This is a genomic window from Kribbella sp. NPDC026611, from assembly GCF_040638345.1.
GTDB lineage: Bacteria > Actinomycetota > Actinomycetes > Propionibacteriales > Kribbellaceae > Kribbella.
This window is the reverse complement of sequence record NZ_JBEZYC010000001.1, coordinates 938,732-963,120: the sequence shown is the minus strand read 5'-3', so window position 1 is coordinate 963,120 and position 24,389 is coordinate 938,732. Positions and strand designations below refer to the sequence as shown.

Here is a 24,389-nt window from a genome sequence, read left to right as displayed (position 1 = left end):
GGGTGGCGGAGGTTAGTGGTGACGAACTGCGGGGGCGGAACGCTGTCCTGGTCTGGGACGGGCTGGGGACGATCCAGCTCCGGTACGAGGGCGCCTGGATCAAGCAGAAGAGCACCCTCACCCACCTCGTCCTGAAGAAGCTCGGCGAGCGGACCGTCCCGATCGAGGCGGTCCGCGACGTGGAGCTGGTCATGCCCGGCGGCCACGAGGACCCCACCATCCGCCTGGTCCTCCGCGACCACGCCGACCCGCTCCTTTCGGTCGCCGGCGGCGCGCTCAACGAGCTGATCGACCCGTACCGGTTCGACTTCGACAACGCCCAGTGGCTGCTCGCCGACTACTACGCCCAGGAGATCCGTACGTCGATCGCGCTGCACCAGCTCGGCTCCGCGCCGGCCGACCGCTGGCTGGTCGAGGCCCCGCCGGCGCCGACCGGTCTGAAGGGGCAGCAGGGCATGAAGCTCGCGCTGGAGGGCGACGAACTGGTCTTCGACTACGGCTTCGCCACCCCCAAGGAGAAGAAGGCGTACGGCGACCCGTGGCGGCTGCCGGTAGCCGAGGTCGTCGCCGTGGAGTGGCAGCCGATCACGAACAAGTGGGGCAGCAACGGCTACCTGCGGATCACCAGCGCGCGCACCCCCACCGACCGCCCGGAGCCGGCGAAGGACCCGGAGACGCTGGTCACGCAACCACTGGCCGAGACCGACGCGCTGTTCTTCGGCGCGAAGCTGCTGTCGATGGTGGACTGTTGACCATGCGGTTGCTCGGGGATCACGGAACGCTGGACTGGGACGAGACCGGAATCCTCCGGATGCGGTACGACGGCACCGGCTTCGACGAGCTGACCAGCACGCTCTGCACCCGCCTGGGCGAACGCGCGATCCCGGTCGAGGCGCTGCAGTCGATCGAACTGGACGCGGACGTACTGCGGCTGGTCCTGCGCGAGGGCGCTGATCCGCTGCAGTCGGTCACCGGTGCGCCGTTCGACATCCTCGGCACGTTCAAGGTCGACGACCCGGTCGCTGCCGAGCGGGTCCGGCGGGACATCCGCAGGACGATGGCGCGCCGCGACGTACCGTCGACGCCGGCGACGCGCTGGCTGGTCGCACCGCCCGTGGCGCCGGACCGGATCGAGGGGCGGGACGCAACGTTGTCGGTCGCCGGCGGCCGGCTCACCTTCGCCTACCAGCGCGGTGCGCGGCGGAAGAAGAAGGCGCTCGGCGATCCGTGGGCGGTCCCGCTGGACGAGATCGTCGACGTCGAGTGGTCTGCGGGTGAGCGCCGCAGGAAGGGTTTCCTCCGGGTCAGCACGGCGCGGACGCCGGCCGAGCGACCGAAGCCGAGCCACGACCCGGCGGCGATGGTCAGCGCCCGCGGTACGGATGCCGACGTGCTGTTCTTCGCCGCGCGGCTGTTGACGCGGATCCGGCCCTAGGCGACCTGCGGGCCGATCTCTTTCTCGGTGTCGGGGGCCGCGTCGACGACGGCCTTCTCGCCGAGGAGCTCGGTCTGGGGCAGGACCTCGAGGTGCGGGCGGGGCAGCAGCCGCGGCCGGATCGCCAGGCCGCGCCGGCGGGAGAAGTACAGCACCGAGGCGACCGTGCCGATCACCGTCAGCCCGCCGCCGACGATCAGTGACCAGCGCGCGCCGAACGCCTGACCAACCCAGCCGATCAGCGGGGACCCGATCGGCGTACCGCCCATCAGGACGGTCATGTAGAGCGCCATCACCCGGCCACGCATGGTGGGCTCGATGCTGAGCTGCATGGTGGCGTTGGCCGAGGTCAGCAGGGTCAGCGAGGTGAGCCCGACCAGCGGCAGGACCAGCGCGAAGGTGAGGTACGTCGGCATCAGCGCGCTGACGATCTCCAGCACACCGAACGCCACGGCCGCGCCGATCACCAGCCGGGCGCGGATCCGGACCCGGCGCGCCGCGAGCAGTGCACCGGACAGCGAACCGATCGCGAGCACCGATCCGAGGATGCCGTACTCCCCCGCGCCCTTGTCGAAGACCTGGGTCGCCATCAGCGCAGACGTGAGCTGGAAGTTCAGCCCGAAGGTGCCCGCGAAGAACACCGCCACCAGGACCATCATCAGATCGGGCCGGCGCCACAGGTACCGCATTCCGTCGCGGATCATGCCCTTCTCGCGGCCGGCCGGCTTCGGGGTGTGCAGCTCGCCGACCCGCATCAGCCGCAGCGAGATGATCACCGCCGCGTAGGTGAACCCGTTGATCGCGATCACCGGGCCGGTGCCGATCCAGTTGATCAACAGGCCGGCCAGGGCCGGGCCGAGCAGCCGGGCGGCGTTGAAGGACGCCGAGTTGAGGCCGACGGCGTTGGACAGCTCGTCGCGGCCGACCATCTCGACGACGAAGGCCTGCCGGGTCGGGGCATCGAAGGCGGTGCCCACCCCGAACAGCAGCGCCAGCAGGTACACGTGCCAGGGCTGGACCACGCCGGCGATGGTGAGTCCGCCCAGGATCAGGGCGAAGGTGCCCATCGCGACCTGGGTCAGCGTCAGCACCTGCCGCTTCGGGAAGCGGTCGGCGACGAGACCGGCGTACGGGCCGAGCAGGAGGGCGGGCAGGAACTGCAGTCCGGTCACGATGCCCAGCGCCGTACCGGAGTGGGTCAGCTCCAGGACCAGCCAGTCCTGGGCGACGCGCTGCATCCAAGTGCCGACGTTGGAGATGATCGCGCCGGAGGCGTAGAGCCGGAAGTTGCGGACTTTGAACGCGCGGAAGGTGGGACTCATGACGTCGCCGCCAGGCGTTCCAGGACAGGGGCTGCCTTGCGCAGGATGTCGCGCTCCTCGGGGGTCAGTTGTTTCAGCTTCTTCTGCAGCCACTCGTCGCGGCGCCGGCGGTTGGCGAGGATCAGCTCGTCCGCCCGCGCGGTCAGCTCGACCACGATCTGGCGCTTGTCGGTCGGGTGCGGGCGGCGTAGCACCAGCCCCGCCTCCTCCATGGTGGTCACGATCCGCGTCATCGACGGCGGCTTGACCTGCTCGTGGGCGGCCAGCTCGCCGATCGTCATCGCCTCGTGCTTGGCCAGCGCGCCGAGCACGCTGAGCTGGTTGGCGGTGAGGTCGTGACCGGGCTCACGCTGCCGGCGGATCTGCCGGGAGAGCCGCAAGGTCGACGACCGCAGCGCACTGGCCAGCCCGACGTCACTCTTCACCTGCTGCGCTACGACTTCGGGCATGTCGTTACCTTAACTCATTACCTTTGCTAACTAAAACCCGATCGCGGCGACAGGTATTCCCCGACCGCTGGAGTGCCGGTCATGAGTGCGGAGCTCGACCGGTACGAGCGGCGGTTCCGGCGGGCGGCCCTGCCGCCGTTCATCGAGGACTTCTCGCCGACGCACGACATCTACACCCGGGCGACGCCGCCGCTCATCCGGCAACTCGAGACCGAGCCGGCGAACTCGGTGACCAGCCTGGTCGTCCGGCAGTGGATGCAGGTGCTGGTGGTGAGCGCCGGCGTCGGCCTGCCGCCCTGGTCAAGGTCGCTGTGGAGCTGCGCCGCAGCCTGTCATGAAGTTGCCGTTGGCAAGAAGTTACACGCAGCGTGACCACTTCGCTGGTTACCGTGAGGTGCAGAGCACCGAACGACCAGAGGAGAGATCATCTTGAAGCCGGCCAGAACCGTCCTGTCCGCGGCCGTCGTCACCGCCGGAGTGGTTGCCTTGGGCACCGTGCCGGCCCAGGCGGGGACCGACACCGTGCAGTCGTGGGCCTGCAACCCCGGCAAGGTGTGCCTGTACATCGACCAGGAGGCCGAGCAGCGGTGGGAGGTGCCGCAGTGTGGCTGGTGGGACGTCCCGGAGATCGGCGACCGGACGTCCGCGGTGAAGACCGCGGCGAACGCCGTCGACCTCTGGTACGGCAACGAGTTCCTGGTGCAGGTACCGCCGTACACCCAGCGGGTGCTGATCGGCTACACCGACAACAAGACCACCCGCGTCTTCGTGCACTGCTGACGGCTGGTGCCGGCCCGGTACGCGCCGGGCCGGCACCGTGCCTCAGGTCAGCCAGTCGCCGAGGGGACCGATGGCGAAGTAGATGACGAAGAGGGCGGCAACGACGTACATCAGCGGGTGCACCTGGCGGGCCTTGCCGCGGACGAGTTTGAGGATGACGAAGGCGACGAAGCCGGCGCCGATGCCGGCCGAGATCGAGTACGTGAACGGCATCAGGACGATGGTCAGGAAGGCCGGGAACGCGACCTCGAGGTCGTCGAAGTCGATCCCCTTGACCTGCGTCATCATCAGGAAGCCGACCAGGATCAGCGCCGGCGTCGCTGCCTCGTACGGGACCAGGGTGACCAGCGGCGCGACCACCATCGAGATCAGGAAGCAGATCCCGGTCACGACGCTCGCGAGCCCGGTCCGCGCGCCCTCACCGACACCGGACGCCGACTCGATGTACGACGTGTTGCTCGAGACGGACGCGGCGCCACCGGCGGCGGCCGCGACGCTGTCGACGATCAGGATGCGCTGCGAGTTCGGCGGGATGCCGTCCTTGTCGAGCAGGCCCGCCTCGGCGCCGATCGCGGTCATCGTGCCCATCGTGTCGAAGAAGTCGGCCAGCATCAGCGTGAAGATCAGCAGCAGCGCCGACACCACCCCGACCTTGCCGAACGAGCCGAACAGGTTGAATTCGCCGATCGTGTCGAGGTTCGGTTTGGTGAACCACTGGTCCGGCAGCTTCGGCACGCTCAGGCCCCAGCCACCGGGGTTGTCTGCCGTCCGGGGACCGACCTTGGCGATCGCCTCGACGATGATCGCCAGCACGGTCGCGGCCAGGATCCCGATCAGGATCGCGCCCTTCACCTTGCGCGCGTAGAGCGTGACGATCAGGATCAGGCCGACCACGAACACCAGCACCGGCCAGCCGCGAAGGTTGCCGCCGACACCGAGCTCGACGGGCGGACCGCCCGGCGCGGAAGGCCGCCGGACGAAGCCCGCGTCGATGACGCCGATGAACGCGATGAACAGGCCGATACCGACGCTGATCGCGACCTTGAGCTGGAGCGGTACCGCCTCGAAGACGGCTTTCCGGAAGCCGGTGAGGACGAGGACCAGGATGATCAGGCCCTCGAGCACCACCAGGCCCATCGCGTCGGCCCAGGTCATCTTGGTCGCGACCGAGAACGCGATGAAGGCGTTCAGGCCGAGACCGGTGGCGAGCGCGAGCGGGAAGTTCGCGACCACGCCCATCAGGATGGTCACCACGCCGGCGACCAGCGCGGTCGCGACGGCGACCTTGGCGATCGCGGCGGCCGGGTCGGTGCCGCCACCGACGAACTGGCCGGTGCCGTCCTTGACGGTGCCGATGATGAGTGGGTTCAGCACGACGATGTAGGCCATCGTGAAGAACGTGACCAGCCCACCGCGGATCTCCCGGCTGACCGTGGACCCACGTTCACTGATCTTGAAAAACGCATCGAACGGACTGGATCCGGAGCGGACCTGCGCGGCCTGGGGCGAGCTCATAGACGGCATCGTGCCAGGCCGGACGACCGGTTAGCGAGTACCTTCACCAATTGGCCGTAAGGTAGACCTGTGACGGAGGAGCAGCCTGCGCCCAAGAAGCGCACCGACCCGACCAGTCAGCTGGCCCGCGGCGAACTGGTCCACGCCGAGGTCAAGCCGCTGGACCTGTCCGGCATCCCCAGCGTCATCACCGGCATCGTGCTGTGGGCGGTCTCGTTCGTCGTCCTGCTCTTCTTCCGCGGTCGGCTCGCGGACGACGACCTCGACTGGTGGCTCTGGGTCCCGGTCGCCGGCTTCGCCCTCGGCCTGATCGGCCTCTGGTACTGCAAGCGCCGCTGGAGCAAGATCCAGGCCGGCCACCCCGTCGAAGACTAGTAGTCCCGTACCGCGATCCCCGGGTAGGTCCGCACCAGCCCTGAGGGGTCGAACCGCAGCTCGCACTCGAAGTCGAACGTCGGCGACTCGTAGTGAAACACCGGGCCGTCGTCGTCCATCTTCAGCAGCGTGTACCGCTGCTCCAGCCGCTCGACGCTGAGATCGTCGGCCCGCACGAACGCCGCCGAAGCCGCGACGGTCTCGCCGACGGTGAACGGCAGCCGATGCACCGGCAGCGTGTTCGTCACCGCCGACGACTCGAAGTCCACATCTGCGCACCCGTCGAGCTCCGGCCGTGGCACCCCATCGACCGTCCACCGCCCGCGCGGGTCCCGCTCCAGCACGACCTCGCCGTTCCCAGCTGCCGTCGCGTTGACAGCCCGCACGCGCCGCGTCTGCCACCGAGCATCGACCTCGACCTCGAACCCGACGTACCAACTCGCGTCGCCTTCGCGAGCCGCAGTACTCCCTCGCAGCCGGACGCCATCGCCGACACGGTCGACGAAGAGCACTTCGTACCCCGTCCGCACCCCCACGTGCCGCCAGGATGCGTCCGCGGGCAGATCACCCAGGTCCATGCCTCAGACCTTAGGCTCAGCTCTCGGTAAGGTCGTCGTCCGACTCTGGCTCGGCGGTGGCTTCTACCTCGGACTGGACGGCGTCGGCCAACTCCATCGCGTCGTAGCCGGTGGTGTCGAAGGCGTGTTCGGTGGTGGGGTGATCAGGGGCGTCGACCGTGACATCGGAGTGGGCGCCGCAGCCGTAGTCGTACGCGACCACGCGGCCCTCGCCGGGGGCCATCTCGTTGGCGCAGACGCCGAAGGCCTGGCCGAGGCTGTCCGCGAGGCGGATCCAGTAGCCGCAGCTGTGGCACTTGTGCGCGACCGCCTGGGCGATCGGGGACGTCGGGCCGAAGTCTCCGCCGTACCAGCGCTCGGCCGCGTCCTCCCGGCCGATCGGTGAGAGCACGCGCTCGCGCCCCAGCCCGAGCTCCTGGACGACCGTCAGCACGTCATCGGGGGCGTCGGTGTCGTTGAAGCCCGGCTCGAGCCGCGGGTCGTCCGGAAGCGTCGGGAACAGGTCGCCCGGGCGCAGGTCGCCCGGCTGGACGCGGTCCGACCACGGGACCCACTCGGGAGCGACGATCGCCTCGTCGCCGGGGAGCATGACGACCTCGTTGACCGTGACCGTCTTGGCACGGGAGGCGCGGGTGACCGTGACCGCCCACCGCCAGCCGCGGTACCCGGGGTGCGTGGAGGCGAAGTAGTGCGTGACCAGGCGTTCACCCTCGACCGAGTGGCCGAGGTGCTCACCGACCTGGGCGGCGCCGGCCTCGGCGATCGCCGCCGCGCGCGCCGGTTCGACGGCCGCGACGCTGATCGCGTCGGCCTTGGCGCGGACCGCTTCCGGGGCTTTGACGGGAGTCACAATCGCCCATTCTCGCACGCCCTCCGCAGTACTCCGAACCGCCATCCACAACCCACAATCCACAAGGGATACGCGCGGTGACTGCGGTCTGTCCCCGGTACGAGGCAGGATGGTTTCATGCACCCCTCCGACCCCGCCGACCCGAAGGCGCCCGGCAGCGGACCCACCAGCGGTGCGAAGGCTGCTGGCAAGTCGGCTGGTGAGCGGTTGACGGACGCCCGGGGCCGGGTGGGGAGTGCGAGCAAGAAGGTCGGACACGCGTCCAAGGTCGGCGCCGAGGGGGTCGCGTCCGCCTCCAAGAAGGCAGCGGTCGTCGGCGGCAAGGTCGGGCGTGCGACCGGGCGGCGGATCCGTGGGCTGACCAACGCTCAAGGCGCCGGCGAGTCCGGCCTCGCGCGGCTGATCGAGCTGGGCGCGGTCAACGCCGCCGGTGACACCGCCTTCGCCGTCTCGCTGGCGGGGACTGTCTTCTTCACGGTACCGAGCGACCAGGCGCGGGACCGGGTCGCGCTGTTCCTCCTGCTGACGATGGCCCCGTTCGCGCTGATGGCCCCGCTGATCGGCCCGATCCTGGACCGGTTCCGGCACGGTCGCCGCTGGGCGATCGGCGCGACGCTCGGTGCCCGCGCGTTCCTGGTCTGGAGCCTGGCGTCCTCGATCACCGGCCATGGTTCCGCCTGGCTGTATCCGGCGGCCCTCGGCTGCCTCGTCGCTTCGAAGGCGTACGGCGTGACCCGCGCCTCCGCCGTACCGCGGTTGCTGCCGAAGCAGATCACGCTCGTCACCGCCAACTCCCGCATCTCCCTGGCCGGTGTCGCCGGCGCGACGATCGGCGCCGGGATCGCAGGCGCGTTCGCCGCGATCGGGCCGCAGTGGTCGCTGCGGTGGGCGGCGCTGGTGTACATCATCGGTCTGATCCTCGCGATCCGGCTGCCGAGCGCCGTCGACTCCCCCGCCGACGAGGAGGTCACCGGGACGGCGGGCCGCGACGCGCGCCGGCGGGCGATCACGTCGGCGGTAGCGCGCGGCATCCGGTGCAACCTCGGGCTGCGGTTCGTGTCCGGCTTCCTGACGATGTATCTCGCGTTCCTGCTCCGCGACCAGCCGGTCAGCGGGATCAAGGGCGCGGTCGCGGCCGGCGCGGTGATCGCCGCGGCCGGGATCGGGAACAGCCTCGGCACCCTGCTCGGATCGTTGCTCAAGGCACGTAAGCCGGAAGCGGTCGTGCTGGTGGTGCTGCTCGCGGACGCGATCGTGGCGGTCGCGGTCGCGGTGCTGTACGGGTTCCCGATCCTGATCGCGCTCGGTCTGGTCGCCGGCCTGTGCAGCTCGCTCGGGAAGCTGTCGCTGGACGCGATGATCCAGCGCGACGTGCCGGAGTCCGTGCGGACGTCGGTGTTCGCGCGCTCGGAGACGGTGCTGCAGCTGGCGTGGGTGCTCGGCGGCGGGTGCGGGATCGTGCTGCCGCTGATCCCGCGACTGGGCTTCGGCTTCCTGGCCGGCGTACTGCTGATAGTGGTCTTCCTGGTACTGCGGATGCGCCCGACGACTCGCCCGACCGAGGGACCGCTGAAGCCCGGCGGTCTCGGTGGGCCGCGTCCGTCGTCGCATGCCGATCGGCCGCACGGGCACCCGCGGCGGGACGATCACCCGAGCACCAGTCGCACGATCCTCACCACCAGCGTCGCCGAGCAGCGCGCCAGACGCTCACACTCGGAGAACGAGCCGACCGTCGAGTGGAAGACCGGCGACACCCCACCCGACCAGCCGGCCGGCCGCTGGTGGAGCGGCCAACCCGAAGACGACGACCAAACCCGCGAAGAACCAAAACCGTGGGCCGACGACCCAACCGTCGAACGCAACAAGAACCCCTCCAAACCCAGAAACCCCCGCCGTCCACCCCGCTGACCCCTCCACGACCCCCGGCCTCCCGCTGGCGCTCCGACCCCACCACCCCGCTCGCCCCACCGCCTCCCGGCAACCCCGCTTACCCCTCGCCCCACCGGCCTCCCGGCCACCCGGCCTCCCCGCTTGTCCCCCGGCCCCCGGCGCCACCACCCCCGCTTGTCCCCCGGCCCTCGGCGCCACCACCCCGCTGGGCCCCAGCCCCGGTGGCCGCCAGCGGGCTGGTTCGCATTCGAGGGGATATCCCCTCGGGTTGAGGGTTCTCCCCTGGTATGCGAGGGGTGAAGGCGCAGCACGAGCGGATAACCCCTCGAAGGGGGAAGGCGTGAAGCGGCGGCCGGGTGGGTTCACTCGGCCGCCGCTGGGGTGGGGTCGGGCGGCCGGGTGGGTTCACTCGGCCGCCGCTGGGGTGGGGTCGGGCGTCCGGGTGGGTTCACTCGGCCGCCGCTGGGGTGGGGTTGGGCGGCCGGGTGGGGTGCACACGACCGCCCGGTCTCGGTTGTCAGGCGGCGGGTTCTAGTTCGGACTCCTCGGGGGTTGGGGCGGGGGCGGTGGTGCCGCGGAGGGCGATTACTGAGGTGACGGCGGTGGCCAGTAGGAGGATGGCTCCGACGACGGCTACCACGTTCATGCTGTGGGTGAAGGCGTGGCGGGCGGTGGTGAGGAAGGTTTCGGCCAGCTGGGCGGGGAGGTGGGCGGCGGCCGCGGTGGCGGCCGGGAGGCCTTCGCGGACGGGAGCCGCGACACCGGACGGCAGGTCGGCGCGGTAGGCCGCAGTACCGATCGAGCCGAGGATCGCGATCCCCAGCGCCCCGCCGAACTCCGAGCAGGTTTCCATCACCGCGGAGGCCGATCCGGCCCGCTCCGGAGCGACCGAGCCGACGATCGCCTCGGTGACCAGCGACATCACCATCACCAGACCGGCGGCCAGCAGACCCGCCCCGGTCAGCGGCACCGCGAGCGACGAGCCGACCTGCACCTGAGTCAGTACGCCGTACCCCGACGCCGCGAGCACGAACGCCCCGCCGATCACGTACGCCCGGTCGAACTTCCCGGCCAGCGCAGTCGCCAGCGGAGCAGCCCCACCGACCAGGACCGACGGAGCCAGCGACCACAGAGCCGCCTTCAGCGGAGTCAGGCCGTGCACCAGCTGCAGGTACTGCGTCAGGAACACCGCGTTCCCCACCAGCGCCAGGGTCCCGACGGTGTTGGCGACCAGCGATCCGGAGAACGCCCGGTTCTTGAACATCGACAGATCGACCATCGGGTGCGCCGCAGTCCGCTGCCGCTGTACGAACAGCACCCCGAACACCAGCCCGGCCACGATCGACACCACCGGCAGCACCGACGCACCGTTCGCCGCCAACTCCTTAATCCCCCAGATTGCCGGCAGCACGCCGGCCAGCGACAGCACCGACCCGATCAGGTCGAACCGCCCACCGGTGGGCGCCTTGAACTCCGGCAGCAGCACCGGCGCGAGCACCAGCAGGAGAAGCATCGCCGGGGTGTTGATCAGGAACACCGAACCCCACCAGAAGTGCTCCAGCAGGAACCCGCCGAGCACCGGCCCGAGGGTGATCCCGCCCATCATCACCGCGCTCCAGAACGCGATCGCCTTCGACCGCTGCTTCGCGTCGTGGAACATGTTCCGGATCAGCGCCAGGGTCGACGGCATCAGGGTCGCGCCGCCGATCCCGAGCACGGCGCGAGCCGCGATCAGCTGCTCCGGGTTCTGCGCGTACGCCGCCGCGACCGAGGCGATCCCGAACCCGATCGCGCCGAACAGCAGCAGCTTGCGCCGGCCGATCCGGTCGCCGAGCGAACCCATGGTGATCAGCAGCCCGGCCAGTACGAACCCGTAGATGTCGAAGATCCACAGCTGCTCGGTCGCCGACACGCCGAGGTCCGAGCTGATGAACGGAACCGCGAAGTACAGCACCGACACGTCCATCGAGACCAGCAGCAGTGGCAGCGCGAGCACGCCGAGCGCGATCCACTCCTTGCGTCCCGCGAGTTCCGGCTGACTCATGATGCCCCTCCGAAGATTTATCTGTTTACGCCGCACACTGTGTGCGCCATACACAGACCATACACAAGACTGTCTATGCTGTAAACAGATAGGATGGTGATCATGGACGAGATCGAACTGCCAAGGGTCCTGCAGCAGCTCTGGGGGATCGAAGGGCGCACCCGCCCGGGGCCGAAGCCGGCGTTTCAGGTCGGTGACATCGGCCGCGCCGCGATCAAGCTCGCCGACGCGGGCGGGCTGAGCGCGGTCTCGATGAGCAAGGTGGCGGCCGAGCTCGGCGTCACCACGATGGCGCTCTACCGGTACGTCGAGGCGAAGGACGACCTGTACGTCGTCATGCTCGACGAGGCGTTCGGCCTGCCGCCGGACGTGAGCGACGCCGAGGACTGGCAGCAGCGGATCACCACCTGGGCGGAGGCATTCCGGGCCGCGCTGCAGGAACACCCGTGGATCCTGCAGGTCCCGGTCTTCGAGCCCCCGCTCTCACCGAACCAGCTGGTGTGGATGGAGGCCGGCCTGCGCGCGTTCGAAGACACGCCGCTGACGCCCAGCGACCGGCTGTCCGCGATGCTCCTGGTGAACATCTACGTCCGCGGTACGACGGGCCTGAGCGTGAACATGCTCAACCTGCCGCCCCACGAAGCCGCGGCCGCCGGCGAGCGCTACGCCCGCCGCCTCCGCATGCTCGCCACCCCGGACCGCTTCCCGGCGATCACAGCGACCCTCGAGCAGCCGCAGGAGTTCATCGACAACGACCCCACCGAGTTCTACTTCGGCCTCACCACAGTCCTCGACGGCGTCCAGAGCCTGATCAGCCGCCGCGCGACGTGAGGGGTCAGAAGTCGAGTTTGTCGGCGACGCCGCGGAGTACGGTCGCGACCTGCTTGGCGGACTTGTTGTCCGGCTGGCGGCCGCGGCGGTAGTTCTCGCCGATCCGGTCGAGCAGCTTGATCAGGTCCTCGATGACGACCTGCATCTCCTCCGGCTTCGGCCGCATCGCCTTCGCCACCGACGGCGGCGGGTCGATCAGCCGGACCTGCAGGGCCTGCTCGCCCTTGCGGCCCTCGACGACACCGAACTCGACCTTCTGTCCCGGCTTCAGGTTGGTGACACCCGACGGGAGAGCCTCGGCGCGGACGTAGACGTCCCCGCCCTCCTCCTTGCTGAGGAAACCGAACCCCTTGTCGGAGTCGTACCACTTCACCTTGCCAACGGGCACGGGAACCCCTCTAGTGCAATCGGTACAGAAGTCAATCGTCGGAAGCGACCGGGCGGTCAGGCCCGCTCAGAAACCCCAGCGTACGTGAACCGGAGCGGCGGCGCCTCCGGGAAACTACCTGATCCGGCCGGCTCGCCGCACCCTCACAACCCGCGATATTTCTCCGGCTCCGCGAGCCGTTCGTTCATCGACCCGGACCGGAACCCCCGCGGGTCCACCTGCGCGGTCGCGAACCCTTCGGCCATGACCGCATTCACCAGCACGTGGTGGTCGAAGCGGTCGAGCAGCTCGGCGTCGATCTCGATCGACGCGCTGTCCCCGAGGTCCCGGACCCGCACGTTCGCGACGTCGTACGCCGCCAGCGCGGAGCGGACCGCCTGCTCGGCCCGGTCGACCCGGACGAGCAGGTTCGGCGTGATCCGGATGCCGTACGCGATCCGGCTGGACAGGCAGGCCGCGGCCGGCTTGTCCGACGTCTCCAGCCCCCAGCTCCGCGAGGCCGTCCGGATCTGCGCCTTGGTCAGCCGCGCGTCCTTCAGCGGGGTCAGCGCGCCGCGCTCGAACGCGGCCCGGATCCCCGGCCGGAACCCGGCGATCGCGTCGTCGGCGTTGGTCCCGGTCGCGATCGCGGTGATCCCGAACTCGTCGGCGATCGGCTGCAGCGTCTCGACCAGCTCGGCCTTGCAGAAGTAGCACCGGGCACCGGAGTTGGCCTGGTAGCCCTCGCGCTCCATCTCGTGCGTGTGCGGTGTCACGTGCCGTACGCCGAGACCGTCCGCGAACCGCGCCGCCGGCTCGAGCTCCGCGGCCGGCAGGCTCGGCGACACCGCGGTCGCCGCGACAACATTGGCCGGACCAATGGCCCGGGCCGCGGCCGCCAGCAGGAACGCCGAGTCGGCACCACCGCTGAAGGCAACGAGCATCTTGTCGTACGACGACAGCCGCCGCATCAACGCTTCCAGCCGCTGCTCGAGCACGTACGCGTCCAGCCACGCCGGGAACTCGGTCAGATCGTTCAGCACCACGTCAGCGCCGTACGCCCGCAGCTCGTCGGCCGTGAACGGACCGGTCGCCACCGACACCGCGACCGCGCCGGCCGCGTGCGCGCCGTCGATGTCCGCGGTGTGGTCGCCGACGAAGATCGTCGCCTGGTGCCGGCGCAACGCCGTACCCTTCTCGGCTCCGTGCAGGTCACCGACCGGCTCGTCGATGTCGAGCCCGAGGTGCTCGAGGTGCAGCCGCACCGACGGCTCGTACTTCGCCGAGACGACCATCGACCGGCCACGCAGCGCGCGGATCGCGGCCAGCGACTCCAGCGCGCCCGGCAACGGCAGGCTTCCGGTGATCGCGTGCGCCGGGTAGTGCTCGCGGTACCGCGCAACCATCGCGTCGACCTGGTCGGCCGGGAACCAGTTCGCCATCTCCCAGGTCAGCGGCGGCCCGAGCCGGCTCACCACCAGCTCGCTGTCGATCGGTACGCCGGTCTCCGCGGCCAGCAGGTCCCACACTGCCTGGATCCCCGGCCGGGAGTCGATCAGCGTCATGTCCAGGTCGAACCCGACGACCAGCTCCGGCACATCGGCGGTATCGGCGGTGGGTTCAAGAGCGGCGGTTGACACGTCCCCAACCCTACGTGCTCGGCCCGGAGCCCGGGTCTCGCATCCCGAAACGGCCGTTAACTCTACTAATTCAGTCGGATTATAGGAGATAACCGACCGTGAGGAGTCATCGACGCTCGCGCACCCGACCTCGAAAAGGCTGGACGGCGCCGCGAACGTGCTGCCGATCGATTCCGACTACAGCAAGGCGAACGGCTGGCACACCGACGTCACGTTCGTCGACCGGATCCCGTCGATCAGCCTGCTCCGGGCCGTCACGCTGCCGGCGTACGGCGGTGCAACGACGTGGGCCAACACGGTGACGGCGTACGCGAAGTTGCCACCGGCACTGCAGTCGCTCGTGGACCGGCTGTGGGCGGTGCACAGCAACGTGTACGACTACGCCGGGCACGCGGACCAGGGGCGGATCGGTGGGGTCGACGTGAAGTACGAAGAGCACCACCAGCAGTTCGAGTCCAAGCGGTTCGAGATCGAGCACCCCGTGGTCCGCGTGCACCCGGAGACGGGCGAGCGGTCGCTGGTGCTCGGGCACTTCGTCCGGCGCTTCGTCGGCTTCAGCTCCGCCGAGACGACCGCGCTGTTCCAGCTCCTGCAGAACCGGATCACCAATCTCGACAACACGGTCCGCTGGCAGTGGCAGCCGGGCGACCTCGCGATCTGGGACAACCGCGCGACCCAGCACTACGGCGTTGCGGACTACGACGACCAGCCGCGTCGGCTGCACCGGATCACGCTCGCCGGCGAGATCCCGGTCAGCGTCGACGGCGTCCGGAGTACTCCGCGCACCGGTGACGCGTCACACTTCTCGTCACTTGACAACTGATCTTTGACTGTCTGAACAGTTGACATCTGGAGCAAATCTGTAAACCATCGTGCCCATGGACTCGTTCGCCGATCGGACCAAGCGGCGGTTGCGCGACGAGCTGCTGGACGCCGCGCAGCAGGCGATCGAGTCCGGTGGGTACGACGGCCTGCGGATGGCGGACGTGGCTCGGCGCACCGGGGTTTCGCGGCAGACGGTCTACAACGAGTTCGGCGACAAGTGGGGCGTGCTCGAGGCCGTCGCGGCGCGCGAGACCGAGCGGTTCCTGCTGGATGTGAACGCGGCGCTCGCCGAGCAGCCGCACCCGATCGACGGCCTGCGGGCCGCAGTCGAGCGGGCCCTGACACTGGCGGGCGAGAACCCGCTGGTGAAGGCGGCGCTGAGCCAGCCGGGGTCGGACCAGGCCAGTCAGCTGCTGACCACACGGGGGCAGCAGGTGCTGGAGCTGGCCCACCTCCGCCTGGACGCCCACGTCCGGGAGCACTGGCCGGAGGTGCCGGCGGAGGACGCGACCAGCTGCGTCGACGTCGCGCTACGCGTCGTCCTGAGCCACATCGTCACGCCGGGCCCTCCACCGGCGGCCGTGGCCGCGCAGCTGGCTCGCGTCCTGTCACCCTTCCTCACCGAGAGCAGGAGGCAGCACGCATGAACGAGCTCCACCGCACCGGCTTCAACTCGCTCAAGTCCGGCGGCTTCAACTGGGACGCGCTGCCGCTGCGGCTCTTCGACAAGGGGAACCGCAAGTTCTGGAACCCGCGCGATATCGACTTCAGCCAGGACACCAAGGACTGGCAGGAGCTGAGCGACAACGACAAGGACAACGCGTTGATGCTCTGCTCCCAGTTCATCGCCGGCGAGGAGGCGGTGACCGAGGACCTGCAGCCGTTCCTGCAGGCGATGGCGGCCGAGGGCCGGTTCGGCGACGAGATGTATCTCACCCAGTTCTGCTTCGAGGAGGCAAAGCACACCGCGGTCTTCCGGCTCTGGCTGGACGCGGTCGGCGTCACCGAGGACCTGCACCGGTACGTCGAGAACAACCCGGGGTACCGCGCGATCTTCTACGAGGCGCTGCCTGTCTCGCTCAAGTCGCTGGCCGACGACCCGTCACCGGCGAACCAGGTGCGCGCCTCGGTCACCTACAACCACGTGGTGGAAGGGACGTTGGCGCTGACCGGGTACCACGCGTGGAACCTGCTCTGCACGTCCCGCGGCGTACTGCCCGGCATGCAGGAGCTGATCCGGCGGATCGGGGACGACGAGCGCCGGCACATGGCCTGGGGCACGTTCACCTGCCGCCGGCACGTCGCCGCGGACGCGTCGAACTGGAAAGTCGTTACCGACACGATGGAGGAGCTCCTCCCGCACGCGCTGGTGCAGATCCAGTGGGCGCTGGACAATTCCCCCGCCCTCCCGCCGGAGATCAACCCGACCGCACTGATGACGTACGCCGGCGACCGCGCCACGCGGCGACTCGGGGCGATCGAGTCGGCGGTCGGCGCTGACGTGGCCGGGATCGATCTGGACTACTCGCCGGAGCAGCTCGAGGACACCTTCGGCGACGAGGACTCAGCTGCGCTGGCGGCGGTTCGCTAGCAGCACGACCAGAGCCGCAGTCGCCAGTACTGCGGGAAGCCAGGTGACGGTCGTCGTACCGAGGTGGTCGGCGACCTGGCCGCCGGTGAAGGCACCCAGTGCGATGGATCCGTTGTAGACACCAACGAGTACGGCGGATGACGCTTCGGGGGCACTGGGTGCCGCGGCGCGTCCCCAGGCTTGCGTGCTGACGCTGGTGCCGCCGTACGCGAGGCCCCAGAGCAGCAGGAGGACCAGGGCGCTGGCGAGATTGGTGGCGAGCGGCATGGCTGCGGTGGCGACGGCTATGCCGCCCGCGATGAGCATGAGGGCTTTGGACGGTCGCAGAGCGCCGGTCAGGAAGTTGCCGAGGATGCCGGCCACGCCGTACGCGAGGAGCATTGCACCGATCAGCAGTGGGCCGGTGGTCGGCTCCAGCAGCGGGCGGATGTAGGTGTACGCCGCGAAGTGGCCGGTCACGATCAACGCGATCAGGGCGAGGCCGACGCGGAGCTGCTTGAGCTTGAGGACCTGCGCGACGTCTTCGAGGCGCACTGGTTGCTCGGCGGCGAGCGGAGGTAGGTGGAAGGCGACAGCTGCAACTAGTCCGGTTGAAACTAGTCCGATGGTGACAAACGCCCAGCGCCAACCGATGGCCTCGCTGATGTAGACGCCGGCCGGGATGCCAAGCACAGAAGCGATTCCGATGCCGCTGAAGATGAGGCTCGTGGCCGGGCCGGCCGCGTGCTCCGGCACAACGCGACGGGCGAGGCTGACGGTGAAGAGCCAGACGCCGCCGATCGAGATGCCCATCAAGATCCGGGCCAGAAGCAAGATGGTGAAGGACGGGGTGACAGCGGCAACGAACGACGCCACGGCGAGCAGAACCAGCAGTCCGCCCAGGACTGTCCGCCGATCGGTTCGGCCCAGGACCAACGGAAGCACTGGGGCAGCCAGGGCTGAGACGACGCCCGTGGTTGTCAGCGCCAGGCCCGCGGTGCCTTCTGTTACCCGAAGGGATTCGCTCATCGGGGTGAGCAGGCCCACCGGAAGCATCTCAGCAGTCACCACGGTGAAGACTGTTGCGGCCATGGTCAGAGCGGGCGCCCAGCTCCGGGTGCGGACTGCGTAGGTCGTCGTCATACCTCCAGTGAGCGGCACCGCAAGGGTGCGGAACAACGACGATGTGGTCATGCTTGGATTAGCTGAGCTCATCGATCGGAGGTACGCCGTGACGCTCGAGATCCGCGAGCTGGAGTGCTTCCTGGTGCTGGCCGACGAGCTGCACTTCGGGCGTACGGCGGAGCGCCTCTACCTCTCGCAGAGCCGCGTCAGCCAGCTGCTCCAGTCGCTGGAACGCCGGATCGGCGGACCGCTGTTCGACCGCACGAGCCGCCGCGTCGCATTGACGCCGCTCGGCAAGGAGCTGCTCACCGCGGTACGCCCGGCGTACGCGGCGCTGGAGCGAGCGGTGGAGAGCACCCGCGAGTACGCGACCTGTCTGAAGGGCAAGCTCCGGGTCGGGTTCCAGGGTGCGCCGAGCGACGAGTTCCTGACCGCGGTCTCGGTGTTCCAGGCTGCGAATCCCGACTGCCTGATCGAGGTCGCCGAGCTCCCGCTCAACGACCCGTTCGGCGCCCTCCGCCGGGACGAGCTCGACGCGGCGGTCGTGCTGCTGCCGGTCGCCGAGGACGACCTGGTGGTCGGTCCGATCTTCTCGCGGCATCCGCAGACGCTGACCATCTCCACTCGCCACCACCTGGCCGAGCAGGCATCGCTCGACGTCGAGGAGCTGGCCGGCGAGACCCTGATCGCCATCGCCGGACCAGCCCCTGGCTATTGGCGGCACGCACAGGCGCCTACGCAGACTCCAGGCGGCGCGCTCATCCACCGCGGTCCCGAAGTACGCACGCGTCAGGAAGGCCTGTCCCTGGTAGCCGCCGACCGCGGCGGGCTGCTGGTCTGCCGGGCCACGGCCGAGAGCAACCCCCGCGCCGACATCGTCAGCATCCCGATCACCGGTCTCCCCGAGTCAGCACTGGCCCTGGTCTGGCGCCGCAGCGAGGACACCGCGGCACTGAAGGCGTTCGCCGGGCACCTGATCGACACGCCCTAGCAGTTGACGGTGATCGAGAAGCTGCCGGCTACCGGCGGATCCCAGCCCTGGATGTAGAGCGCCACGTCGAGCTCGTTCGTCGGCAGACCGAAGCTGCTGACCGCGCCGTACGAGTCGCCCACCGGGGTGACCTGCGCCGCACACTGGTCGACCGGCCGGTCGAACGTCACCCGGTAGTGGAAGTCCCCTCGGATGAGGGCGCCGGTCACGTGGCGCTGACTGGCGACGGTCACCGTGTACCAGTCGTTGTCGCCGTCCCGTGTCTGTACCTTCCCCCACAACACGTCGTCACCTCCAGCAGGTCCCGCAGGTCCAGCGGGACCGACTGCACCAGCAGGACCGGCTGGACCGACCGGACCGGCTGGACCAGCAACCCCCGCAGGTCCAGCAGGACCGGCAGCCCCCGCGGGGCCTGGGACGCCACGCTGGTTCCAGGTGAGCGGTTTCTCCAGTGTGGTGCAGGTCTGGTTCTTCGTGGGATCGATGACCCGGACCAGCCCGGTCAGCTTGCCGACGCAGGCGCTGATGGTCGGTTCCGGCGCAGCCGCCGACGCCACCGCGCCGATCGTGACGATGGACGCGGCCAGCACACCGACGCCCGTAGCTTTCTTGACGATTGATCGCATGCCGTCGAGCGTGCGGATCGCCCTTCAGAATTCCTTAAAGCGGCGTACTCACGACAGCCCCAGCAACTCCACGGACCGCTCCCGCATCTCGACCTTGCGGATCTTGCCGGTGACCGTCATCGGGAAGTCGTCCACCAGCAGCACGTACTTCGGGATCTTGAAGTGCGCCAGCTTCCCGGTCGCGAACTCGCGGACCGCGGCCGCGTCCAGCGGATCCGCGCCGGCCTTGAGCTTGATCCACGCGCAGAGCTCCTCGCCGTACCGCTCGTCCGGTACGCCGACCACCTGCACGTCGGCGATCGACGGGTGCGTGTAGAGGAACTCCTCGATCTCCCGCGGGTACACGTTCTCGCCGCCGCGGATCACCATGTCCTTGATCCGGCCGACGATGTTCACGTACCCGTCGTCGCGCATGGTCGCGAGATCGCCGGTGTGCATCCAGCGCGCCTGGTCGATCGCCTCGGCGGTCTTCTCCGGCTCGTCCCAGTAGCCGAGCATCACGGAGTACCCACGGGTGCACAGCTCCCCCGGCTCACCCCTCTCGACCACGAGCCCGGTCACCGGGTCGACCAGCTTCACCTCGACATGCGGCATCACCCGGCCGACGGTCGACGTACGCCGGTCGAGGTCGTCGTCGCGGCGCGTCTGCGTGGACACCGGCGACGTCTCCGTCATGCCGTAGCAGATCGCGACCTCGGCCATGTGCATGTCGGCGACGCACCGCTTCATCACCTCGACCGGGCACGGCGATCCGGCCATCACGCCGGTACGCAACGACGTCAGGTCGTACTCGGCGAAATCCGGCAACCCGAGCTCGGCGATGAACATCGTCGGTACGCCGTACAGCCCGGTGCACCGCTCGTCCTGCACCGCCTTCAGCGTCGCCGCCGGGTCGAACGCCGGGCCCGGGATCACCATGCAGGCACCGTGCGTCGTACAGCCGAGGTTGCCCATCACCATGCCGAAGCAGTGGTAGAAGGGCACCGGGATGCAGAGCCGGTCGTCGGCAGTGAACGCGATCGTCTCGGTGACGAAGAAGCCGTTGTTCAGGATGTTGTGGTGGCTGAGGGTCGCCCCCTTCGGGAAGCCCGTTGTACCGCTGGTGTACTGGATGTTGATCGGGTCGTCGAAGGACAGCTCGGCCTCGCGGGCGCTGAGATCCGCGGCGCTGATCCGCGCAGCGTCGTCGCGCAGCGCGTCCCAGTCGCCGGTGCCGAGGTAGACGGTCTCCTCCAGCGCCGGGCAGTCCTTGCGTACCTCGTCGACCATCGCGCGGTAGTTGCTGGTCTTGAACTCGGTCGCGGAGACGAGCATGCGGACGCCGGACTGGTTCAGCGCGTAGGACAGCTCGTGGGTGCGGTACGCCGGGTTGATGTTCACCAGGATCGCGCCGATCAACGCGGTCGCGTACTGCGTGATCGTCCACTCGGCCTGGTTCGGCGCCCAGATGCCGACCCGGTCGCCCTTCGCGATTCCCCGTGCCAGCAGGCCGCGCGCGACCAGTTCGACCTCGGCGCCGAACTCGTCGTACGTCCAGCGCCTTCCGGTCTGGACCTCCACCAGGGCTTCGTGATCGCCGTACGTCGCGATCGTGCGTCTGAGGTTCTGGCCGATCGTTTCGCCCAGCAACGGAACCTCGGACACACCGGACGCGTACGACGGTTGGCTCATGGAAGTCATCGTCACCTCAGGTCCGTAGTGCTGCAAGTCCCTACGTGCTGGGCGGTTCAGCGGTGTGTGCAGGTGCACGTGCGGCAGGAAACAGGGGGTGGACGGCAAGCAATGTCCTTACCAACTCTCCGTCATATCGGTCGCACAGCGTGGTTGGACCGTTACATTGGTTCGGAGAGGTGTGAGGCGATGGGCCGAGCTGTCGAAGGTCACGCGCGCAGCGACCGTCCGCCCGGGCGAACCGCCGAGGCGGCACAACGTACCGCTGCGGTGCAGGAGCGCGTCCGTGTCCTGGGCAACATCCTGGCCGACGCGCTGGCTGTCGATGTCCACGGCACCGATCTGCAGACCCTGAAACGCGCGCCGCGACGGGCGCCACCGACCGGGTCGCCGGCCGATCTCGACGCGCATCCCGGACCTGTCTGGGATGCGTTCGTGCCCCAGCCGCCGGGTCATTTCCGCTGGTGGGGCGCCGAGCGCCGGTTCGCGCGTCGACTCGCCGACGCGGAGGACCGGTTCGCCGAGGCGATCGAGCGGCACCGAGCCGCCGAGGAGACCCGCCGCGAGCGGGTCTCCCGGGCGCTGCGGGAGCAGGTCGAGCACCAGCGCCGGCTGAACGAGGCGACCGCGGAGCAGCACGCGCGGATCGACGCGTACGAACGCGCGGTGGAGAGTCGCGACCGTGCCGCGGTGACGCGGTACTTCACCAAAGCGCTGGACCGGTTGCCGGGGCCGCTCGACTTCCCACAGCGGCGCCGCGTCGGGTACGTGCCCGAGTCGACGTTGCTGGCGGTCGAGTGGGACCTGCCGGACGTGAGCGTCGTACCGGCCGAGGCGTCGTACCGCTATGACCGGTCGGTGGATGCAGTGCTCGCCGTACCGCGGGTTCCGTTGGAGCTGCGGCGGCTCTACCAGCAACTGGTGGCGCAGTTGGCGTTGCGGGCTTTGCATCTGCTGTTCGGCAGCGACCGGTACGGCGTGGTCGACACGGTGGTGTTCAACGGGATGGTCGAGTCGGTGGATCTGACCACCGGGCAGACGGTCCGGCCGTGTCTGATCACGTTGCGGGCAACGCGGGAACAGTTCCAGGCGCTCGTGCTGGACCAGTTGGATCCGGTGGCTTGTGTGCGTCACTACTTCGCCGCGGAGGTGTCGCGGCACCCGGAGGAGCTGCAGCCGGTGGAGCCGGTGCTCGAGTTCGACCTCACCGACCCGCGCACGATCGAGGCGGTCGACGTGATCAGCGAGATCGACGCCCGGCCCAACCTGCTGGAGCTCAGCCCCGAGTCCTTCGAGCACCTGGTCCACAACCTGCTGACCAGGATGGGCCTGGAAACCCGCCTGTTCCGCCGCGGCACCGACGGCGGCATCGACTGCGTCGCCTACGACCCCAGGCCCATCACCGGCGGCAAGTTCGTGGTCCAAGCCAAACTCTGGACCCGCACCGTCCCACCCTCAGCCGTCCGGGACCTCTTCGGCACCGTGGTCGACGCCGGCGCCACCAAAGGCATCCTCATCACCACCAGCGGCTTCGGCCCCACCAGCTACCAGTTCGCCACCGGCAAACCCCTCCAACTCATCGACGGCACCGCCCTCCTCTCCCTCTGCCACCTCCACAACATCCCCGCGCGAATAATCCGCCGCGCTAGCTGAGCGGGGCCTCGTAGGTCTGGAGTTCGGTGCCGCCGGGGTTTTCGCCGTCGTCGGGGGCGGTGAGGAGGCGGAGGGTGGTGGGGGTGGTTTCGAGGTGGACGGGGTTGCGGGTGGCGCTGTGGTTGGTGGTGGGGGAGAAGTAGGGGAAGGGGATCTCGTGCAGGATGCGGTTGGTGTGGAGGTCCAGGAGGGCCAGGCCGCCTAGGTCGTAGGTGGTGTTGTTGGGGCCGGGGAGGGTCGTGACGCCGCCGCAGAGTTGCTTGCCGCGGGCGGCGTAGTCGCAGTCCTGGTAGTCGAGGAGGTGCGACTCGTTGGCTGCCTTCTCCACCTGGCGGCCGGTGGGGGTCCACGCGTACAGGGTGCGGGAGCCCCAACTGACGCCGTGGACCAGGCCGGTGGTGCGGTCGCGGACCAGGCCGCCGACGTGGTCCCGCACCCGGAAGCGCTCGGTGACCTTGAAGGTGTGCGGGTCGACCGTGTAGACCACTGCCCGCGAGTTCGGCCGGTACTCCGCGACCGGGACCCACAGGTCCTTCCCGTCGAAGTCCAGCCCGCCCGGGTGGTACGCCGTACCGTCAGCGAGCCGGATGTCCTTCTTCAGATGCCCCTGGCGGTCCAGCACGAACAGGTGGCCGATCCCCTTGCCAGGGGTCCGGTCGTACCCGTCCACCGGCACCGGGTACTTCGCCGGCGCCTCCAGCACCTCCACGCTGGTCAGGAAGATCAGGTCCCCCACCACCGCGATCCCCTGGGGGTGGTATGTCGGGAACTGCAACGGCACGCGCTCCACCAGTGACCACGGCGTACTGCGGTCAGTGGCCTGGAACGCCCGCGTGACGTCGGAGTCCCGGCCGGCGGCCTCGGCGGTGGTCAGTCCGGTCAGCAACAGACCGGCCAGGGCGGTGGTGATCAGCACTCGACTGCGCATCTGGGTCTCCTCGCGACTAGGTCGTGTCTGGTGATTCCGCGCCGTAGCGAGCATGTGCTCGGTGCGGTAGCTCGGCGTGCTGGGGCGAAGGGTTAGATGCGGAGCATCTTGCCCTTTGCACCAGTGCGCCGAGGTGCCGTGCCGAGTGCAGCGCAGTAGGCGGGGAATCACCAGACACGACCTAAGAATCGACGCTGCAGTCTGCGTTACCCAGGTGACGCCCAGGTGATGTCAGACTGACCAGCATGGACACTGGGGTGAGCGTGGTCGGGTCAGGACAGGTCAGTGCGGCACCGGACGTACTGCGGGTGACGTTCGGCGTCGAGCGGACGGCACCGGACGTGGCGGCGGCTGTCGCCCATGTCGGTGAGCACATGGACGCGGTGATCGCGGCGCTGCAGGCCCAGGGCGTCGAGCGGTCGCAGCTGGGGACCAGTGCGGTCAACGTCTACCAGGAGTACCGGGAGCCGGGCGCGAGCGAGCCGGCGTACCGCGCCTCGCACACGATCACGATCGAGACCAAGGACCTGACCGGGTTCGGCCGGATGCTGAACGCCGCGGTCGATGCCGCCGGCAACAGCCTGTCCCTGCAGGGTCTCCAGTTCGACATCGAGGACAAGACCGCCCTGCTCACCCAGGCCCGCGAACTCGCCTTCCAGCAAGCCCGCGAGAAGGCCGCCGAGCTCGCCGCCCTGGCCGGCTTCTCCCTCGGCTCCGTCAGCGCGATCGAGGAAACCCAAGGCCATTTCCCCATCCGGCTCCAGGCTTCGTCGGCCGGCAAGGGCGCCTACGACTCCGCCCTCAACCTCGCCCCCGGCGACAACACGGTCGAGGTCTCCCTGCAGGTTCACTTCGCCTGGGCCTGACGCGCCGTTGCACGAAAGTTACTCGTCACCGGGCGAAAGCGCCCGTATCCTCCTAGCA

The 24,389-nt window shown here is 69.2% G+C and carries 25 protein-coding genes; 13 read left to right on the top strand and 12 right to left on the bottom strand.

Annotated features, from left to right (window positions below; all coding sequences use genetic code 11):
* The first annotated feature begins 2 nt into the window (after positions 1 to 2).
* Positions 3 to 752 (top strand): DUF4429 domain-containing protein, encoded by a 750-nt coding sequence (locus AB0E69_RS04835; protein WP_360139568.1) that lies wholly within the window; start codon positions 3 to 5, stop codon positions 750 to 752.
* A 2-nt stretch (positions 753 to 754) separates the two neighbouring features.
* Positions 755 to 1,435 carry a DUF4429 domain-containing protein gene (locus tag AB0E69_RS04830; RefSeq protein WP_360140408.1) on the top strand — a complete coding sequence of 227 codons (681 nt, stop codon included), beginning with the start codon at positions 755 to 757 and terminating at the stop codon, positions 1,433 to 1,435.
* Here AB0E69_RS04830 and AB0E69_RS04825 read toward each other — a convergent pair.
* Both AB0E69_RS04825 and AB0E69_RS04820 read right to left on the bottom strand, forming a co-directional pair.
* Positions 1,432 to 2,757, bottom strand: coding sequence for an MFS transporter (locus AB0E69_RS04825; protein WP_360139565.1), 1,326 nt, complete (start codon positions 2,755 to 2,757; stop codon positions 1,432 to 1,434). The genes AB0E69_RS04830 and AB0E69_RS04825 overlap by 4 nt on opposite strands.
* Positions 2,754 to 3,206 carry a MarR family transcriptional regulator gene (locus AB0E69_RS04820; RefSeq protein ID WP_360139562.1) on the bottom strand — a complete coding sequence of 151 codons (453 nt, stop codon included), beginning with the start codon at positions 3,204 to 3,206 and terminating at the stop codon, positions 2,754 to 2,756. Before AB0E69_RS04820 ends, AB0E69_RS04825 begins: the two co-directional genes overlap by 4 nt.
* 81 nt (positions 3,207 to 3,287) lie before the next feature.
* On the opposite strand from AB0E69_RS04820, the gene AB0E69_RS04815 reads away from it, so the two are divergent.
* On the top strand, positions 3,288 to 3,578 hold the full coding sequence (locus tag AB0E69_RS04815) for a hypothetical protein (protein WP_360139559.1): 291 nt from the start codon (positions 3,288 to 3,290) through the stop codon (positions 3,576 to 3,578).
* A 57-nt stretch (positions 3,579 to 3,635) separates the two neighbouring features.
* Positions 3,636 to 3,986 (top strand): hypothetical protein, encoded by a 351-nt coding sequence (locus AB0E69_RS04810; RefSeq protein ID WP_360139556.1) that lies wholly within the window; start codon positions 3,636 to 3,638, stop codon positions 3,984 to 3,986.
* 42 nt (positions 3,987 to 4,028) lie between these two features.
* On the opposite strand, the gene AB0E69_RS04805 is transcribed toward AB0E69_RS04810, so the two are convergent.
* Entirely contained in the window at positions 4,029 to 5,501 is a 1,473-nt protein-coding gene (locus AB0E69_RS04805) for an NCS2 family permease (protein WP_360139553.1), read from the bottom strand.
* 69 nt (positions 5,502 to 5,570) lie between these two features.
* Here AB0E69_RS04805 and AB0E69_RS04800 point away from each other — a divergent pair, with 69 nt between their 5' ends.
* Positions 5,571 to 5,876 (top strand): DUF2530 domain-containing protein, encoded by a 306-nt coding sequence (locus tag AB0E69_RS04800; RefSeq protein ID WP_360139550.1) that lies wholly within the window; start codon positions 5,571 to 5,573, stop codon positions 5,874 to 5,876.
* Here the strand turns inward: AB0E69_RS04800 and AB0E69_RS04795 are convergent.
* Both AB0E69_RS04795 and AB0E69_RS04790 read right to left on the bottom strand, forming a co-directional pair.
* Positions 5,873 to 6,454: a putative glycolipid-binding domain-containing protein gene (locus tag AB0E69_RS04795; RefSeq protein ID WP_360139547.1), complete on the bottom strand. Its 582-nt coding sequence runs from the start codon at positions 6,452 to 6,454 to the stop codon at positions 5,873 to 5,875. The two genes, AB0E69_RS04800 and AB0E69_RS04795, sit on opposite strands and share 4 nt — an antisense overlap.
* 16 nt (positions 6,455 to 6,470) lie before the next feature.
* Positions 6,471 to 7,304: a DUF3027 domain-containing protein gene (locus tag AB0E69_RS04790; RefSeq protein WP_360139544.1), complete on the bottom strand. Its 834-nt coding sequence runs from the start codon at positions 7,302 to 7,304 to the stop codon at positions 6,471 to 6,473.
* Positions 7,305 to 7,421: 117 nt separating this feature from the next.
* On the opposite strand from AB0E69_RS04790, the gene AB0E69_RS04785 reads away from it, so the two are divergent.
* Entirely contained in the window at positions 7,422 to 9,212 is a 1,791-nt protein-coding gene (locus AB0E69_RS04785; RefSeq protein ID WP_360139541.1) for an MFS transporter, read from the top strand.
* A 499-nt stretch (positions 9,213 to 9,711) separates the two neighbouring features.
* On the opposite strand, the gene AB0E69_RS04780 is transcribed toward AB0E69_RS04785, so the two are convergent.
* Positions 9,712 to 11,238, bottom strand: a complete 1,527-nt coding sequence (locus tag AB0E69_RS04780) for an MFS transporter (RefSeq protein ID WP_360139539.1) — start codon at positions 11,236 to 11,238, stop codon at positions 9,712 to 9,714.
* 102 nt (positions 11,239 to 11,340) lie between these two features.
* Here AB0E69_RS04780 and AB0E69_RS04775 point away from each other — a divergent pair, with 102 nt between their 5' ends.
* Positions 11,341 to 12,069 carry a TetR/AcrR family transcriptional regulator gene (locus AB0E69_RS04775; RefSeq protein WP_360139536.1) on the top strand — a complete coding sequence of 243 codons (729 nt, stop codon included), beginning with the start codon at positions 11,341 to 11,343 and terminating at the stop codon, positions 12,067 to 12,069.
* Positions 12,070 to 12,073: 4 nt separating this feature from the next.
* On the opposite strand, the gene AB0E69_RS04770 is transcribed toward AB0E69_RS04775, so the two are convergent.
* Together AB0E69_RS04770 and larE are read right to left on the bottom strand one after the other, a co-directional pair.
* Positions 12,074 to 12,457: a cold-shock protein gene (locus tag AB0E69_RS04770; protein ID WP_134107541.1), complete on the bottom strand. Its 384-nt coding sequence runs from the start codon at positions 12,455 to 12,457 to the stop codon at positions 12,074 to 12,076.
* Between the two features lie 143 nt (positions 12,458 to 12,600).
* On the bottom strand, positions 12,601 to 14,076 hold the full coding sequence (gene larE, locus AB0E69_RS04765; RefSeq protein WP_360139533.1) for an ATP-dependent sacrificial sulfur transferase LarE: 1,476 nt from the start codon (positions 14,074 to 14,076) through the stop codon (positions 12,601 to 12,603).
* Positions 14,077 to 14,233: 157 nt separating this feature from the next.
* On the opposite strand from larE, the gene AB0E69_RS04760 reads away from it, so the two are divergent.
* From AB0E69_RS04760 to AB0E69_RS04750, 3 genes are read left to right on the top strand one after another with little or no spacing between them, the layout of a single operon-like run.
* Entirely contained in the window at positions 14,234 to 14,899 is a 666-nt protein-coding gene (locus tag AB0E69_RS04760; RefSeq protein WP_360139530.1) for a TauD/TfdA family dioxygenase, read from the top strand.
* Between the two features lie 55 nt (positions 14,900 to 14,954).
* Positions 14,955 to 15,548, top strand: a complete 594-nt coding sequence (locus AB0E69_RS04755) for a TetR family transcriptional regulator (protein ID WP_360139527.1) — start codon at positions 14,955 to 14,957, stop codon at positions 15,546 to 15,548.
* On the top strand, positions 15,545 to 16,492 hold the full coding sequence (locus tag AB0E69_RS04750; protein WP_360139524.1) for a R2-like ligand-binding oxidase: 948 nt from the start codon (positions 15,545 to 15,547) through the stop codon (positions 16,490 to 16,492). Before AB0E69_RS04755 ends, AB0E69_RS04750 begins: the two co-directional genes overlap by 4 nt.
* Here AB0E69_RS04750 and AB0E69_RS04745 read toward each other — a convergent pair.
* The gene (locus AB0E69_RS04745) at positions 16,466 to 17,614 is read right to left on the bottom strand and encodes an MFS transporter (protein WP_360139521.1); all 1,149 of its coding nucleotides are present in this window, start codon (positions 17,612 to 17,614) and stop codon (positions 16,466 to 16,468) included. The genes AB0E69_RS04750 and AB0E69_RS04745 overlap by 27 nt on opposite strands.
* Before the next feature lie 49 nt (positions 17,615 to 17,663).
* Here AB0E69_RS04745 and AB0E69_RS04740 point away from each other — a divergent pair, with 49 nt between their 5' ends.
* A complete protein-coding gene (locus AB0E69_RS04740; RefSeq protein WP_360139518.1) occupies positions 17,664 to 18,587 on the top strand; it encodes a LysR family transcriptional regulator in 924 nt (307 codons plus the stop codon).
* On the opposite strand, the gene AB0E69_RS04735 is transcribed toward AB0E69_RS04740, so the two are convergent.
* Positions 18,584 to 19,213, bottom strand: coding sequence for a hypothetical protein (locus AB0E69_RS04735; RefSeq protein WP_360139515.1), 630 nt, complete (start codon positions 19,211 to 19,213; stop codon positions 18,584 to 18,586). The genes AB0E69_RS04740 and AB0E69_RS04735 overlap by 4 nt on opposite strands.
* A 48-nt stretch (positions 19,214 to 19,261) precedes the next feature.
* Complete coding sequence (locus AB0E69_RS04730) at positions 19,262 to 20,893, bottom strand: AMP-binding protein (protein WP_360140405.1); 1,632 nt, start codon at positions 20,891 to 20,893, stop codon at positions 19,262 to 19,264.
* A gap of 180 nt (positions 20,894 to 21,073) precedes the next feature.
* Here AB0E69_RS04730 and AB0E69_RS04725 point away from each other — a divergent pair, with 180 nt between their 5' ends.
* Complete coding sequence (locus AB0E69_RS04725; protein ID WP_360139512.1) at positions 21,074 to 22,537, top strand: restriction endonuclease; 1,464 nt, start codon at positions 21,074 to 21,076, stop codon at positions 22,535 to 22,537.
* Here the strand turns inward: AB0E69_RS04725 and AB0E69_RS04720 are convergent.
* On the bottom strand, positions 22,530 to 23,465 hold the full coding sequence (locus AB0E69_RS04720) for a DUF6454 family protein (protein ID WP_360139509.1): 936 nt from the start codon (positions 23,463 to 23,465) through the stop codon (positions 22,530 to 22,532). The two genes, AB0E69_RS04725 and AB0E69_RS04720, sit on opposite strands and share 8 nt — an antisense overlap.
* A gap of 245 nt (positions 23,466 to 23,710) precedes the next feature.
* Here AB0E69_RS04720 and AB0E69_RS04715 point away from each other — a divergent pair, with 245 nt between their 5' ends.
* A complete protein-coding gene (locus AB0E69_RS04715; protein ID WP_360139506.1) occupies positions 23,711 to 24,331 on the top strand; it encodes an SIMPL domain-containing protein in 621 nt (206 codons plus the stop codon).
* The last annotated feature ends 58 nt before the right edge of the window (positions 24,332 to 24,389 follow it).

Coding starts and splice junctions, on each gene's coding strand:
- AB0E69_RS04830 (WP_360140408.1), top strand. CDS start 755: ATGCGGTTGCTCGGGGATCACGGAACGCTGGACTGGGACGAGACCGGA.
- AB0E69_RS04825 (WP_360139565.1), bottom strand. CDS start 2,757: ATGAGTCCCACCTTCCGCGCGTTCAAAGTCCGCAACTTCCGGCTCTAC.
- AB0E69_RS04820 (WP_360139562.1), bottom strand. CDS start 3,206: ATGCCCGAAGTCGTAGCGCAGCAGGTGAAGAGTGACGTCGGGCTGGCC.
- AB0E69_RS04815 (WP_360139559.1), top strand. CDS start 3,288: ATGAGTGCGGAGCTCGACCGGTACGAGCGGCGGTTCCGGCGGGCGGCC.
- AB0E69_RS04805 (WP_360139553.1), bottom strand. CDS start 5,501: ATGAGCTCGCCCCAGGCCGCGCAGGTCCGCTCCGGATCCAGTCCGTTC.
- AB0E69_RS04795 (WP_360139547.1), bottom strand. CDS start 6,454: ATGGACCTGGGTGATCTGCCCGCGGACGCATCCTGGCGGCACGTGGGG.
- AB0E69_RS04785 (WP_360139541.1), top strand. CDS start 7,422: ATGCACCCCTCCGACCCCGCCGACCCGAAGGCGCCCGGCAGCGGACCC.
- AB0E69_RS04780 (WP_360139539.1), bottom strand. CDS start 11,238: ATGAGTCAGCCGGAACTCGCGGGACGCAAGGAGTGGATCGCGCTCGGC.
- AB0E69_RS04775 (WP_360139536.1), top strand. CDS start 11,341: ATGGACGAGATCGAACTGCCAAGGGTCCTGCAGCAGCTCTGGGGGATC.
- AB0E69_RS04755 (WP_360139527.1), top strand. CDS start 14,955: ATGGACTCGTTCGCCGATCGGACCAAGCGGCGGTTGCGCGACGAGCTG.
- AB0E69_RS04750 (WP_360139524.1), top strand. CDS start 15,545: ATGAACGAGCTCCACCGCACCGGCTTCAACTCGCTCAAGTCCGGCGGC.
- AB0E69_RS04745 (WP_360139521.1), bottom strand. CDS start 17,614: ATGACGACGACCTACGCAGTCCGCACCCGGAGCTGGGCGCCCGCTCTG.
- AB0E69_RS04740 (WP_360139518.1), top strand. CDS start 17,664: ATGCTTGGATTAGCTGAGCTCATCGATCGGAGGTACGCCGTGACGCTC.
- AB0E69_RS04735 (WP_360139515.1), bottom strand. CDS start 19,213: ATGCGATCAATCGTCAAGAAAGCTACGGGCGTCGGTGTGCTGGCCGCG.
- AB0E69_RS04730 (WP_360140405.1), bottom strand. CDS start 20,893: ATGACTTCCATGAGCCAACCGTCGTACGCGTCCGGTGTGTCCGAGGTT.
- AB0E69_RS04725 (WP_360139512.1), top strand. CDS start 21,074: ATGGGCCGAGCTGTCGAAGGTCACGCGCGCAGCGACCGTCCGCCCGGG.
- AB0E69_RS04720 (WP_360139509.1), bottom strand. CDS start 23,465: ATGCGCAGTCGAGTGCTGATCACCACCGCCCTGGCCGGTCTGTTGCTG.
- AB0E69_RS04715 (WP_360139506.1), top strand. CDS start 23,711: ATGGACACTGGGGTGAGCGTGGTCGGGTCAGGACAGGTCAGTGCGGCA.